This window comes from Sulfobacillus thermosulfidooxidans (assembly GCF_001280565.1).
GTDB classification, from domain to species: domain Bacteria; phylum Bacillota; class Sulfobacillia; order Sulfobacillales; family Sulfobacillaceae; genus Sulfobacillus; species Sulfobacillus thermosulfidooxidans_A.
Genome location: NZ_LGRO01000001.1, coordinates 1064088 through 1078906 on the forward strand (window position 1 = coordinate 1064088; position 14819 = coordinate 1078906).

The 14819-nt window shown below is 47.1% G+C and carries 11 protein-coding genes; 8 read left to right on the forward strand and 3 right to left on the reverse strand.

Annotated features, from left to right (window positions below; translation table 11 throughout):
* Window positions 1–126: 126 nt before the first annotated feature.
* The 3 genes from AOA63_RS05500 to AOA63_RS05510 all read left to right on the forward strand — a co-directional run bounded on the left by AOA63_RS05500 (window position 127) and on the right by AOA63_RS05510 (window position 3629).
* Window positions 127–1062, forward strand: a complete 936-nt coding sequence (locus AOA63_RS05500; RefSeq protein WP_053958759.1) for a nucleoside hydrolase — start codon at window positions 127–129, stop codon at window positions 1060–1062.
* A 609-nt stretch (window positions 1063–1671) separates the two neighbouring features.
* Window positions 1672–2349: an ArsR/SmtB family transcription factor gene (locus AOA63_RS05505; RefSeq protein ID WP_206742810.1), complete on the forward strand. Its 678-nt coding sequence runs from the start codon at window positions 1672–1674 to the stop codon at window positions 2347–2349.
* A complete protein-coding gene (locus tag AOA63_RS05510; protein ID WP_053958761.1) occupies window positions 2346–3629 on the forward strand; it encodes an MFS transporter in 1284 nt (427 codons plus the stop codon). The genes AOA63_RS05505 and AOA63_RS05510 overlap by 4 nt, the downstream gene beginning before the upstream one ends.
* A gap of 16 nt (window positions 3630–3645) precedes the next feature.
* On the opposite strand, the gene AOA63_RS05515 is transcribed toward AOA63_RS05510, so the two are convergent.
* Window positions 3646–4605 carry a potassium channel family protein gene (locus tag AOA63_RS05515; RefSeq protein WP_053958762.1) on the reverse strand — a complete coding sequence of 320 codons (960 nt, stop codon included), beginning with the start codon at window positions 4603–4605 and terminating at the stop codon, window positions 3646–3648.
* A gap of 63 nt (window positions 4606–4668) precedes the next feature.
* The gene (locus tag AOA63_RS05520) at window positions 4669–5640 is read right to left on the reverse strand and encodes a LuxR C-terminal-related transcriptional regulator (protein WP_053958763.1); all 972 of its coding nucleotides are present in this window, start codon (window positions 5638–5640) and stop codon (window positions 4669–4671) included.
* Between the two features lie 275 nt (window positions 5641–5915).
* Here AOA63_RS05520 and AOA63_RS05525 point away from each other — a divergent pair, with 275 nt between their 5' ends.
* The 3 genes from AOA63_RS05525 to murI all read left to right on the forward strand — a co-directional run bounded on the left by AOA63_RS05525 (window position 5916) and on the right by murI (window position 9901).
* Window positions 5916–7451 carry a PQQ-like beta-propeller repeat protein gene (locus AOA63_RS05525; RefSeq protein ID WP_053958764.1) on the forward strand — a complete coding sequence of 512 codons (1536 nt, stop codon included), beginning with the start codon at window positions 5916–5918 and terminating at the stop codon, window positions 7449–7451.
* Between the two features lie 277 nt (window positions 7452–7728).
* The gene (locus AOA63_RS05530; protein WP_053958765.1) at window positions 7729–8985 is read left to right on the forward strand and encodes an MFS transporter; all 1257 of its coding nucleotides are present in this window, start codon (window positions 7729–7731) and stop codon (window positions 8983–8985) included.
* A gap of 76 nt (window positions 8986–9061) precedes the next feature.
* Complete coding sequence (gene murI / locus AOA63_RS05535) at window positions 9062–9901, forward strand: glutamate racemase (protein WP_053958766.1); 840 nt, start codon at window positions 9062–9064, stop codon at window positions 9899–9901.
* A 305-nt stretch (window positions 9902–10206) separates the two neighbouring features.
* Here the strand turns inward: murI and AOA63_RS05540 are convergent, their stop codons facing one another.
* Window positions 10207–11784 (reverse strand): long-chain-fatty-acid--CoA ligase, encoded by a 1578-nt coding sequence (locus AOA63_RS05540; RefSeq protein ID WP_053958767.1) that lies wholly within the window; start codon window positions 11782–11784, stop codon window positions 10207–10209.
* Between the two features lie 272 nt (window positions 11785–12056).
* On the opposite strand from AOA63_RS05540, the gene AOA63_RS05545 reads away from it, so the two are divergent.
* Both AOA63_RS05545 and AOA63_RS05550 read left to right on the forward strand, forming a co-directional pair.
* Window positions 12057–14483, forward strand: coding sequence for a heavy metal translocating P-type ATPase (locus tag AOA63_RS05545; RefSeq protein WP_053958768.1), 2427 nt, complete (start codon window positions 12057–12059; stop codon window positions 14481–14483).
* 67 nt (window positions 14484–14550) lie between these two features.
* Window positions 14551–14757, forward strand: coding sequence for a heavy-metal-associated domain-containing protein (locus AOA63_RS05550; RefSeq protein WP_053958769.1), 207 nt, complete (start codon window positions 14551–14553; stop codon window positions 14755–14757).
* Window positions 14758–14819: the final 62 nt, after the last annotated feature.

Here is a 14819-nt window from a genome sequence, read left to right on the forward strand (position 1 = left end):
TAGTCTATTGATTGCCATCGTTACGGAAAAAATGGAAAAACTCCTCGCGATTTTGTCAATACCGTGGGGAGAAAGAGAGGGGAGAAGGCGTCTTTGCTGAGCCATAGAGCAAGGCATTAACGCCAAATGATGATGAAATCTGTTTATCTGGATATGGATCCGGGTCATGATGATATTCTCGCGCTATTGGTTGCATTAACGGCATTTCACGTTAAAGGAGTGACGACTGTCGCCGGGAATCAGACGGTGGACAAAACATACCGTAATGCGCGCCGAGTCCTGGACTTAGCCCATTATGAGTCCATTACCGTGCATCAGGGATATGCGCATCCTCTGTTCAGACCGTTAGTGACCGCCAGTCATGTGCACGGATCTAGTGGACTCGATGGATATCGTTTTCATCCCCGCAGTCGGGAAGACGAGATTCTGGATGACGCCCAAATGTGGTTAACATCTGAATTCTTACGCGATCCAGATCCCATCACGTGGATTGCCACAGGCCCGTTGACTAATGTTGCAGCGTTTCTCATGGGCAATACCCATTTCATTCCCCTTATTGAACGATTGGCCATCATGGGAGGGTCATTGAATGAGGGGAACATTACCCCATATGCTGAATTCAATTTTTATGTGGATCCCGATGCGGCCGACTGGTTGATGGTATCGGGCATTCCTATTCGTCTCGTCGGATTAGATGTCACCCATAAGGCGTTACTGTCCAAAGAAGCGCTTGAGCGGTTTTTGGCATGGGGATCAGAAGTGGGGACGATGTTACATGATATTTTCACCTTTTATTTTGACCACGAGCCCCATGCTGGGCCCGGTGGTGCCCCAGTCCACGATGTGTTAGCTGTGGCAGCCGTGGCTCATCCTGAATTTTTTAGTTGGCAATCTATGAATATCAGGGTGGAACGATGTCATGACGTTCACCGCGGACAAGTGATTGTTTTGCCGGGTTCCGGGGAAGCCGATGGCGGAGTAGATGTCGCAATTGATATCGATGTTGACGGATTCTTTGCATGGATGTGGGAAATGTTGGAACCTTATGCGCGGTCATCTTGACGTGAGTCAGCAAGACGCTATGCAGAGCCCTTTTTGTTGGGGTCAGGTTATTTTCCAACTTCAGCGAAATCCATGGAAAAAGCCCAACATCCCTGTATGGGCGAGAGTGACAGGGTTTTGACGCCATATCAGAGTGGCCTTGGTTCATCGAAACGCTTTTGCAGCAGATTCTAATCCCTAAACGATTGGTCCGTGATTCTATGGATTGGCCCTTGCATGTGGTAACGTCTGCCTTTAAAGGCGGTTACGGAGTCTGAATATAGCAAAAAGAATGTGGAGAACAATCATTCCCAACAGGATATTATTGTTCCCTGGTCTTTTCCAACGGGAATGCCTCAACAAGCGTTTAACTGAGTATTTTGTCGCATGGCTTTGAGTCCATGTGTTGCGTGATTCTAGGACCAGATTATTGTAACACGACTTAATCTGGAACCCCCTGTGTCTACCCGTGGTTGACCAAAATGGAACGTGCAGGCGAGAGACCTCGCGGGATGCGATTTTCGCAAAGGGGTGTTGACAGAGTTAGCACTTGCGATTAGTTTATTGATGTAGAACGGTCAACTAAAATTGAATGTTAAAGAAAGGATAAACATATTGAAACATTATTTTGTGATAAAAGATTACGAGACACTACGGATCTTAAGTGATCCTCTACGCATGCAGATTCTTGGATATTTAATTGCCCATGAGTATACAGGCAAGCAAATCGCTGACTTGATGAAGTTGGCCCCACCCAAAATTCACTACCATTTGAAGGAACTGGAAGATAAAGGGTTAGTAAAGGTTGTGCGGACGGAAGAAAAAAATGGCATTGTCCAAAAATTTTATCGTGCCGTGGCTTTCGATTATGTCATTGATGAAGAATTACTTCCTATCATTCATTCACAACCGACATTATTGCAAGAAGTCTTAATCACCCAGCTCCATATGGTTATTGGCCGCATTCGAGAAACTCCGGCTGACTCATTTCCTAGCATTGTGGAACATGTCGAAGGTGCGTCGCTAGAGCCGCCATTCATAGGAGATGCATATGAATTTAAGGTGGAACGCAAAGATTTGCAGCAATGGATCATCAAATATCGTTCTTTATTGAAGGAACTCGAAGAGTTGGACCGGTCTTTTCGTGAAACAATCGACAGGAATCCCCGGAAGGATCCAGGAGAGGTTTTCTTTCTTCAAAACGTTGGCTTTGTTACTCCCACGCAATATTTTGTGACGGAGGATCATGATTTGCCTCCCGGCTACCAATGGGCGGGTAGAGGTTTGGTACGGAGGATCGGCTCATGAATGGATCGGTGCGGTTGCGGTCTGTTCTTTTCTTTCGTTCTTTTGTTTCCCTATGGATAGGATCGTTTTTCGCATCGTTAGCAGATAGCGCATATTATGTAGTCTTGGCGTGGTTTGTCTTACAATTGTCACATTCCGCCGCGGATTTGGGCACCACGTTGTTATTGGCGTCTCTGCCTCGATTGGTTTTCATGGCAGTGGGAGGAGTGATAATCGACCGGTTCAATCCTAAAATTATTCTCATGGTGTCGTTACTCTTACGAGCTGGAATTCTTTTGGTGGTGAGTCAGCTTCCCATAGACACTTCCTCCTCCATAGTACCCTTGTACATGATCGCCTTTTTGTTTGGTGTCATCGATGCATTTTATTGGCCAACACAAAATGCCATGGTACCTTTTGTTGTGGATGCTTTGAATCTGGGCCGTGCGAACGCCTTGATTCAAACCAGTCAACAATTCAGTATCGTTGTGGGACCCCTGGTTGCAGGCCTGTTATTGCGGATGACACATTTTTCAATGATCTTCATGATTATTGCTGGCTTGTATGGCATAAGTTTCGCGATTATTACGATGGTGCATTTGACATATTCTCGACTTTCCCAGCCTAAAAAACATCCCGGTATCAAAGGACTATTGGTCAATCTTGTCGAGGGCATTCGCTATGTGCTTCGAATTCGTGTGATCTTATTTCTTATGTTAGCGTCCATGCTGATTAATCTGTTTTTTATGGGCCCGGCCAATATTGGCTTGCCCAGTTTCGTTCAAGATCACGGGTGGTCAGGAACGATTTACGGTGATTTTGAGTCTGCTTTAGGACTAGGAGCCGTCCTTGGAGGTATTGTCGTGGGGCTGTTTAATGGGCTTCGTGGGCATTTTCGGTGGTTGGCTATCACCGCCTCGGGAATTGGCGTGGGTCTTGCGGCCACATCTCTCGTTCATCATTGGTTCTTGGGCATCGTATTTATGGGAATGTCAGGCGTTGCTATTAGTGTAACGGATATTCCTATCATCACATATGTTCAAACTATTGTCGATCAGGCCATGTTGGGACGGGTGATGTCCCTCTTCAGTTTGATGTCAGTGGGATTGACGCCACTTAGTTATGCACTTTCAGCTCTCGTCCTGCACTCCCATCTTTTGCGGCCAGCTAACTTGATGCTTCTTGGAGGAATGATTGTCGCGATATTTTGTGCTGCCTTGATTTTTCAGCGTGATTTTCGTTCGATGGAACAGCATCCTCGTTGGCAACAACCGATAAAATCCGCGGAACCGACCCTATAAAGACGGTTTTGAGAGTTCAGGTTTCATCTACTTGGACGAGTATGACGGTGTCGCCGGGCACGATAATATCCTGAGCCCGCGGTGCCATGTGCAATTTTCCTTCATGCCAGTAGCCGATTAATGTAACCGCTTCGCCATAGATGTCACGAATATTTTGCACCGGTTGATTGGCGATGGGATCATAATCATTGACATAAATTTCTTGAACATGCACGCCTTCTTCATTGAGAAGGGCCATCAACAAATCCTGAGCCACCGGTTTGGCAAGCATTCTAGCCAGGCGCCTACCCGTAATGAGATCGGGCAGAATGATCCGGTCAACACCCAAATTTTTTAAATAATGTGCGGATTCCTGAGTCTGGGCTCGAGCCACAACTTGAAGATGGGGATTGATGTCGCGTGCCGTTAAATAGGCATATAAATTTTGGGCGTCATCCGGCAAGGCGAGGGCAATGCCTCTCGCTTTTACCAAATGTGCCAAGTTTAATGCATCCGCATTAAACCCGTTAATGGTTAGAGCAGGCAGTCCACTACTCCGAATTCGTTCGATGCGCGTGGGATCAGGGTCCAAGATGACGACGGTCTCTCCAAGATCAACCAACTCGCGCGCAATACTTTCTCCCACACGACCCGCTCCGATGATAACAAAGTGATTAATCATGCGTTCGATTTCACGCATTGTGCGTCGCTCCTTAAAATGACCCAAATCAGATTCCAAAAAATATGAAACAATCAGGGATAAACCAAAAATCCACACGCCCGTCCCGATAATAATAATGATGGCATTAAAGACCAACTGAAGTGTTCCATGAGGGGTAATTCGGGAGTCACTGACAGTCGACATGATGGCAATAATAAAATAAAAAGCCAGAAGCCAGTTCACATGGTAAATCTGATGAAATCCTACCGTGCCAAGAGTCAACACGGCTGTAATCAAGCCCAATGCCCACTTAACTCGCGTCGAAAACGTTTGCATCCTCTTCTCTTCCGCTACAACATTTCCATTATTGTAGCTTAGAATGGATGTCTGTGCACAGGCTTACTCGGTCTTGTAATGATGCTGAAAGACCTCAGTGCGAAGGGACCCGTTGATTGGCAACAGGTACCATGATTGAGCCCAAATCACGGCGTCTTGGCGGTTATGTACATGGGCTTTTTGCATGATGTTGCTAGCGTGTGCACGGATTGTGCCTTCACTGACATGAAGTTTGTGGGCAATAGCCCGGTACGACAAATTTTGTGCCATCAAACTCAAGATTTCTCGCTCACGCTCGGTCAAAAGATTTAAAGCCTGCTGACGTTGCTGTAATGTTTGAGAAATGGTATGACTCAACTTATCACAGTCTCCAGTATTGTCATCTCCCTCACATACGGCCTGAATAAGGCGATTTAAACGAATACGTTCTTCTTCTCCTAATACGATTTTGTTGATTGTTAATATTCTGTCAATAATGGCAGAAAGAATCTTTTGACTTTGTCCATAAGTCGATTCTAGGCGTTGTTGCGTTTCTTGATGCTGAGTCATTAACCAGCCCATAGCAATGGCCATGATTAATGCCGTAATCAAGAAAAATAGCCAGCTAATATGGATCATCGGTAAACCCACCGAGGCAAAAATGATCCGACGAATTATAATGAGTCCTCCGAATAACGACAGCATCCCGATGAGTTGGGATGAAGCTGCGAAAAACATTCCTTCGGCTACAGCGACTGGACTGAGCGACAATGCGGGAATCTGCGGATAGCGAAAATAGATGCCATATATGGTTAAGGCATAAGCCAAGTCCCGAATCCACGATCCTTTGAAGGCTATGAGGAAATGTGAATCCATAACTCCCTTATGATGAAAATAAGAGACAAATTGAACGGCAATATCTATAAGCGCAATCACTGCAATGATACTAAATACCAGGGGATGTGTGGGAACACATAAGAAAGCGGTTAAGCAAATGACAGGAATTACAGATCGGACAAATAATATGGGAGCAATCTGAGCCGGGAGCTTCACCACTAGACCCTTCCTTTTCCGTAGGCAGATTGTACTAGTTACTAGTATAAACAAAACAACGGGACAAGGAAGAAATTTTTTTACTAAACTAGCGGTCTTAGATTACATAAGACACGTTGAAATTAAATCAGAAGAGGACCCTATAGTTTTTCAGAATTCTTCCATCATAAAATGAACCCGCCTTAGGCTAGACGACAATCCACGAAATGACTTGTGGCTCCGTGTGTTGTTGACATTGTGTTATTCTTTGTGTTTTGTGAAGGAAGGATGATAACCGGATGATAACAAAACGGCAAAAATTCACGTCTTTGGTATTAGGGGTCATGATGATCGCTGCCAGTGGATGTGGACAGCAAAGTGTTAGTGCGCCACATTTAGGGAAAGCTTCTGATAAGCAAGCTCTCGTGACTTTGAACCGTCTATTAGCCAGTCCTTTTGCACGCGTAGTGTTGCCCCAAGATATGCCTTCAGCCCGGATCGCACAGTACTATCCAGCCACGTGGACGCATGCTTATGCCAACGCGCAACACAATGCGGCTTTCGAAGTTTCCCGAGCGGCACCGGCATGGATGAAAAATGGCGTCTCGTGGTTTTTTCCTGAAGCGAGAGCATGGCCTTTGTCTAACCCCAATGCTTATGACACCAGTGTTTATGGGGCACGCAGTGCTTTACCGACCATTACGCAATTTTATGGCAATGCTACGGGTGTGACGGTAGTTAAAGGGATAGTATACGCGGAAAGTGATGATGATTTTGCCTACGCAATTAATGCCAAAACGGGTCAACTCATATGGCGTAGCAGTCCTGTCGGCAATCATTTAATGGGCGATCCTGTGGTATTGGGCAATATCGTTTATATTTCTGCAGGCAGTGTGGGCTTTAATTTTTCCGCAGTTCAAAAGTATGCGGCTCATCAACCGGCCATTCGGGGAGAACATGTCAGTTTTAATGGCGTTTATGCTCTTAATGCCCAAACCGGCAAGTTGTTGTGGCGGTATGGAACGGTCGGTGAAGCCATGGCCACTCCCGTCGTCAAAGATGGCTATATTTATTTTGCTACGGGCAGTGGGCATATTCATTGCGTTAATGCTTCCACTGGTCAATCGGTCTGGGATACTTTTGTTGGTGGTATCGACAATATGTCGAGCTTAAGTGTGGTGAATGGCAAGGTTTATGTATCGCTTTCCGTTCCGGGATGGCTGTATTGTCTTGATGCCAAAACCGGTCAGGTGATCTGGAAAGTGACTCAGCCCGGTGTCGTCAATACGGGCATGGGTGACGTGTCCCCTGCAGTGGCCGATCATATTGTTGTGATGGATGCCGTGGCTGATCCCAAGGTTATTGCAGGTCAAAAAACCGTAAATACCATACTTTTTGCTGTCAATGCCTTAAATGGTCATGTTTTATGGACGACGAAGATGGGACGGGGCCCATTGCCGCCGGCGTTTAAGGGGGGTGTCCCTATGATTCATGATCATGTCATTTACGTTGGCAGTCCGGTAAATAGTGTATATCAAGCGTACAATTTGATGAACGGGCGGTTACTTTGGACGTGGCATGTTCCCCATGCCGGACCGGCTGGAGCTGGGCGGGGAGCTCCTACATATTATCAAGGGGCTCTCTATGTTTCGACAGGTCCCAGTATTTATGCCTTAAATCCGCGAACTGGACAGGTTTTAGGCCATGAAACCTTAGGCGGACGTTTTGGCATTGTTAATCCCGTCATAGTGGGGGGAACGATTTATTTGGGAAATTCGTGGGACTGGGTACTCGCCACCCCCGTGTCGCGTGTATCATGCCTAATCCGAATTTGATCATAAACTGATGCAGATGAACCTTTAGAATTGAATGAGTGTTATGGGATGCCGCAGGGTCGATCGTCTGAATCGAGCACGAAGCCCTGTGGCGTCGCTTTATCATGCCTAGACATGGGTGAGCGCTCTCTTGTTGTCGTCATCACGCCGCGTAAAGGGAGGGGATGGATAAGTTGGATAAACTAGGGATTTCCCCAAAACGAATGAGAATGCGTCATGGTTTAGAAAAGAGTGCTATATTTAACCATGAAAATTGCAGGGTACGGAGGAAATGTCAGTGTCTCAAAATCTTAAGTGGTTATATGCCAATCGCGCCTTACGAAGTTTTGCAACCGCATTTTTAACAGTAATCTTCCCTCTCTATTTGGCGGTTTCGGGATATTCTGCAGCGCGTATTGGGATGGTATTAACCTTATCAGGAATTATCAGCGTGTTATTGTTGGCGGGAGTTGGCATCTTTGGTGATAAAGTCGGGAGAAAACGCGCTATCATTATTTTGAGTCTATTATCGTTTTTGGGTAGTCTCGTGATGGCCACGTCGCGAGACTTTTGGCTTATTGTCTTGGCATCGGGTTTAGGGGGTGTCGGCAAAGGCGGAGGAGCTGGCAGTGGCGGATCGTGGGGACCGTTATTTCCCGCTGAACAACCCTTATTAGCGGAAGCGGTGACCCCAGAAAACCGGACGAAAGTGTTTGGTCGCATTTCGTTTGTGGGAGTATTGGCAGGCGCGTTAGGCTCATTGGTCGCGGCTGTTCCCGAATTATTGCATGATCAAGGCATTTCTTGGGGAACGAGCTATCAATTGTTATTTGCCTTCAGTGCCGTATTGTCGATTTTCATGATGATTGTGGCCTGGCCCATCCGTGAATCTCGAACTGGTCACGGGGATGTGGCCCCTGAGACTAATGAATCTGCACCGATTAATGTTAAACAGCTGACGGGCCGTCTAGGGTTAACTAATGCGTTAAATGGTCTGGGCTTTGGCTTTTTGGGTCCACTTCTTACATATTGGTTCTATCGCCGTTATGGCGCAGGACCGGCGGAATTAGGCACACTTTATACCATCATTAATTTAGCCACCGCCATACCATACCTGTTATCCTCGAAAATCAGCCAATACTTGGGTGCGGTACGTGCCGTAACCTATACCCGAATTATTAGCATTGTTTGGTTAGCCCTAATGCCTTTTATGCCAACGTTTTGGTTAGCAGGATTCAGCTACCTTCTACGGATGGTCTTTAATTCCTTGGGAATGCCCGCGAGGCAGTCTTACGCAATGGGCGTGGCGGACAAACGCTACCGGAGCCGTGTAGCTGCTTTTAGTAATTTGCCGTCGCAATTGACGGCGATGGTCTCTCCCGTTATCGGCGGAAGCGAAATGGAATCGTTTTTAGATTTTCCTATCTATGGCGCGGTTTTCTTTATGAGCCTGAATGTTTTAGCATATTATTTGGCTTTTCGGCATATCGTTCCTCCTGAGGAGAAAAATGGGCCTCATCCGACCCGTCGCCTCACGCATCCTGTCGTGAAATAATTCACGATAGTGATTGCGTCCCCAGCGCTCTTGGGTATAATAGGGCCAATGTGTCTTGAACCGTAGGAGGATGTCTGTGGCCAACCGACCCATTGCCATTTTCGATTCCGGAGAGGGTGGATTAACAGTTTTACGGCGCGCTTGGGCGCTCTATCCCGGAGAACACTTTATTTATGGTGCGGACTCCGATCATTTTCCTTATGGGTCACGCTCTTTAGATGAAGTGCGTGACTTATTTCTTCGATTCTTAGAATTCTTTATTAAGCAAGAGGTGAAGGCCGTCGTTATTGCATGTAATACGGCGACGGCCGCAGCATTAGACATTGCCCGGGCACAATCTCCTGTCCCTGTAATTGGTGTGGTGCAGCCTGGGGCAGAAAAAGCGGTGCATACAAGTGTTACGGGGCGCATTGGGATATTGTCGACGTATGCGACCTATAAATCTGAAGTGTACCGCAAGGCTATTGAACAATGTAATCATCAGGCGCATGTCGTGCAGTGGCCATGCCCCGTATTGGTGACCATGGCCGAATCTGGACAAACCGAAACCGAACAGGCTCGGATGGCTGTGCGAGAATGTCTACATACCGTGTTTATGCATCAGGTGGATACCGTAGTTTTAGGTTGTACTCATTTTCCGCATATGGAGCGGATTTTTTATGAGGAAGTGGGAAACCGGGCTGTGATTATTGATCCAGGTTATGAAACAGCCAAACATTTACAAGAAGTATTGGGGCCGCTACGCGTCTCGCCGGGGGGATCGTTAACGTTTTATACCACTGGCTCGACAACAGAGTTTAACCGGATTTCCACGGTTTTATGGCCACACATGGATATACAAGCACAAAAGCTGGTTTGGACCCCAAAAGGCTATGAAGTTCAACCGATCTCACGGCGCGGAAACCTCGGCGTTTAGGCCGATGAAGAAGCCGTTCACCGCTCTTGCTGTTGAATTCTCAGGATTTTTTGTAGAACGATTCTGTGAAGACAATACTGACCGCCGAGCTCAAACTGGATACGACGTCCGAGAGTGATCGACGCCTGTTGGATATGGCTAAGGCGTATCAAAGTGCCCTCAACTATCCCAGCCGAGTGGCTTTTGAGAATGGCAAGATGTTCAAGCAAGTTAGGCTCCGCGGACGAGTCTAATTGACCGTGTTGATTAAGGACACTGCCTTGGCCCATAGTCTATTACCAGGCCAAGGCAGCTTATCGCCATTACTATCGTGATGGGGACCGGAACTTCTCCCGTAAGACATGCTTCATGATTTTGCCTGTGCCTGTTTTGGGTAAGCTTTCTGCGATTTCCCATGACTTGGGGACTTCAAATCCTCCTAAGCGTTCGCGGCAAAACGCTTGCAATTGATCCAGGGATATGTTGTGGCCTGCTTTAGGCACGATAATAGCATGGGGAATTTCTCCCCATTTGGGATCGGGAATGCCAATTACCGCGGCTTCTAAGATATCAGGATGTGCATATAAAACATCTTCGACATGCAAACTGGAGATATTTTCACCGCCCGAAATGACAATATCTTTTTTGCGGTCAACAATATTGATGTAGCCTTCCGCATCAATAACGGCGACGTCGCCTGTCAAAAACCATCCATTTCGAAATGCTTTGGCGGTATCCTCAGGTCGATTCCAATAGCCCTTCATCACACTATCCGCACGCACCCCGAGTTCGCCTGGATGTTGACCGTCGTGGGGTAACGGCTGTCCCAAAGAATCAAAAATTTCGACGTCAATACCTACGGCCGGTAAACCGGTTAGGGATTGCAATCGGTTTTGTTCTGCGCGCGGCAAGGTCCTCAGCGATGACTTAACATAGGCAATGGAAACAATAGGGCACGTTTCGGTTAAGCCATAGCCCACAATGCATTCACATGCGAGACGATTGCGCGCTTCTTCGATAAGGGAATAGGCAGTGGCTGCTCCCCCTAAAAGAATTTGCTGTAGCGAAGAGAAATCGTAATGGTCCAGAGCCGGTGAATTTAACAAGCTATTGAGCATTGTAGGGACCAGTAAGGCATGCGTAGCCCGGGTTCGTTGGACAGCCTCACCAAATAGTTCAGGGTCAAATCGGGGAACCACAACTTGGGTCGCTCCGACTGCGACTAAATAATGGGGAGAACCCCATCCATTGACGTGAAAAAGAGGGACTGTGCCGACGATTTGGATAACCTCATCATTAAAATTGACGGTGGCCAACGTGCTAAGAGCATGAGCATACAAATTTCTATAGGTCATCATCACGCCTTTGGGGGATCCGGTCGTTCCTGATGTGTAAAAAAGCTCAGCGACATCATTTTCATCAATGACAGGGACATTAGGGGGCTCGGGAGATTCATAAGCCAGCATGTCGTCATAGGTTGGCAAGAGACTAGGAGATACACTGGGCTCCATGAGCCAGACATGTTGTACACTCGGGCATTTGTCTGCGATTTCCGTCCATAACGGGAGCAATTGAGGCGAGACGATAAGGACCTTGGGCTTAGCATCATTGATAATGAATGCAATTTCTTCAGGATGCAAGCGAATATTAAGGCATAACAATATGGCGCCAATTTGAGGAACACCATAATAGCCCTCAATCATTCGGTGACAATTTAGTGCCAAATAGGCTACGCGGTCTCCTTGCTTTACCCCAACACGGTGAAGTGCCTGGGATAATTGATTCACGCGACGGGAAAAATCTTCATAGGTTTCTTCTACTTGATGACAAATTATTGCTGTTTTCTGGGGATAGAGAGACCGGGCGCGATGTAAAAAGCGCATAGGCAACATAGGGACTTCCATTACTGCAGCCTCCTTTCAGAAGCAACTTCATAAAAGCCAAAAAAGATTCAACAGTTTCATTATACAGATAATTAGAAACGCTGAAGAAAACTCTTCCTAATCGAGAAGTTTTTTGACTTCAGCAAAAAATCATGAGCTTTGAAGACATGATATGAGCAAACAAGCATACCCATACAACATAACAATATTGGACAACGGTGCCAGGGATTAATCATTTTCGGTCCCTAGAACATCCAGGATTACGCCAAACTGTTGTCAAAGAGGTGGCATCAATGGCACAACAAGCCTCGCGCGGTAAATCCCATCATCAAATTAGTCTAGATATTGGCGGAATGACTTGTGCCAGTTGCTCCTTGCGTGTCGAAAAAGAATTGAATCACTTACCGGGAGTCGGACGGGCAGAAGTCAATTTAGCATTAGAAAAGGCCAATATTGTTTTCGATCCGCAACAGGTGAATCCCCGCCAATTTGTCGACGCATTAAACGCGATCGGCTATCATGTCCGCCTTGAAAACTACCAATTAACTGTGGGGGGATTAGAGGAGACACCCCTACGGATGAAATTTGAAACAACGTGCATGGCAATTCATGGCGTATATAAGGTGGTTGTGAATGTCGCCGATTCTACAGCTACGATATCCTTATTGCAAGGAGTTACATCGATAGATGATGTGGTGAATATATTACAGGATCACGGATTTAGTGTCTCATTGCGGAGCTCACACGGCAAAGATTCTAAGGAACAGGAACGTACGCGAGCGTTGAATCGCCTGATATTGTCTTTGAGTCTGACCGTGCCGCTATGGCTTATTATGCTGAATATGATTGTTCCCGTGGGACCCAGGTGGTTGGCGAATACCACCTGGCAATTTGTTTTAGCTACGATTATTCAGTGGGGCCCGGGATTAACTTTTATCCGACGAGCTTATCAAAATCTACGTCATGGCAATGCCAATATGGATGTATTAGTAGCGATGGGAACATTGTCTGCGTGGGGATTCTCGACAGTAAATTGGATCACACATGGGCCTTTGTTTTTCGATTCTTCGGCCACATTAATTACATTGATTTTATTGGGAAAGTATTTGGAAAGTGTCGCAAAGGGGCGAACTAGCCAAGCCATTGCCGATTTATTGGCTTTACGGCCGGAACAAGCGCCTGTCAGATCTCCGGGACAGAATACATTTGTCCTGCGGGATATTGATCAAATTCAAATTGGGGATGATATTCAGATCCGACCTGGGGATAAAATTCCCGTCGACGGCATGATTCGAGAAGGTCAAGGGCTCATTGATGAGTCGTTATTAACGGGTGAACCCGAGTGGCAGGTCCGGGATCCTGGACAATATGTTATGGCAGGAACTATTCACCAAGGTGAACGGGCATTTGTTATGACGGCACAGAAGATTGGCCAAGACACTGTCTTGGCCCAAATTGTGCGGACGGTGGAAGACGCTCAGGCAGGCAAGGCCCCGATTCAGCGATTTGCCGACCGTATTAGTAATGTCTTTGTGCCAACAGTGATGGCTCTGGCGATGGTAACGTTTTTGATTACAGGAGCCTTAACCCGGGACTGGACAGACGCCTTGCTTCATGGGGTTGCGGTGTTAGTGGTCGCGTGCCCCTGTGCATTAGGATTAGCCACGCCGACCGCCGTTATGGTGGGGTCTGGAGTCGGAGCACGTCACGGTATCTTATACCGGAATGGTGAAGCCTTGGAACGACTTAGCCAGGTTGACTATGTGGCAGTGGATAAAACAGGGACTCTTACTGTTGGACATCCCCAGGTGATTGCAATCTTTCCAGTGGAGGGTATGAACGCAGAGGATATTCTGAACTGGGCTGCGTGTGTCGAAAAAGAGTCCAATCATCCGTTGAGTCGGGCGATAGTACAACGGGCAAGAGAAGTGGCCGGTTCATTAGAGCATGTTCCCGCCGTAGATAATGTTTTTACGGAGCCAGGCAAAGGAATGGTAGCCGAGTCCTTAGACGGTCAAGGAACGGTCCTGGTTGGGAACATGTCCCTGCTAACCGAGTACGGGGTATTTCTGCCTCGGCAATGGGATCAGACGCCGATGGAATCGCTGATGAAACGCGGTGCCACGATCGTTTTTGTAGCAGTGGGTGGGATAGTATATGGCGCTCTCGCCATTGCTGATCCGATTCGGGACGATGCGCGAAGAACTATACAACGATTGTTCACTGATGGCTACCGCGTCAGTATGTTGACAGGTGACCGAAAAATGTCAGCACGATCCGTGGCCAGGTCTCTTGGCATTCGTGATGTCCATGCGGAGTTGTCCCCGGTAGACAAAGCGCGTCTTGTCGAACTTTGGCAAAAATTTGGTGCCCGTGTGGCCATGGTCGGAGACGGGATTAATGATGCTCCTGCAATAGCCCAAGCTTTTGTAGGAATAGCTGTGGCCTATGGAAATGACGTAATCATACATACGGCCGACGTGACCCTGGTTAAACCGCATATGATCACGATCTGGCAAGCGTTAACCATCGGCCGCCGGACGATGAGAAAAATTCGTCAAAATCTGTTTTGGGCGTTAGGTTATAATATTATTGGTATTCCCTTAGCGGCCTTTGGCTTTATTTCACCAGCCCTGGCCGGAGCTGCCATGGCTTTCAGCTCGGTCTTGGTTGTGACGAATTCTTTAATGCTCCGTCAGATGGCTATTGATGAGGCATGAGGTGGCGGGCAACAATCTTTCCCACGGATTCGACAATAGATGAAGATGAGAAAAGGAGAGGATCTTTATGGAACGAGTTAGCCTCGGAGTTAAAGGTATGACCTGCAACCATTGTGTTATGACGGTCACGAATGCTTTAAAAAGCGTAGACGGAGTCAAAACGGCGTCCGTGAGTCTCGATCAAGAATTAGCAAAAATTACATATGACGAAAGCAAAACATCGTTGGAACAACTAAAACAAGCCGTGATTGCAGCGGGGTATCAAGTAGAGTAACCCTTATAACGCGGCGCGCCCCCCACCCGGCGTTGCCGCGTTATAAGGTCTGTCAATTTTTT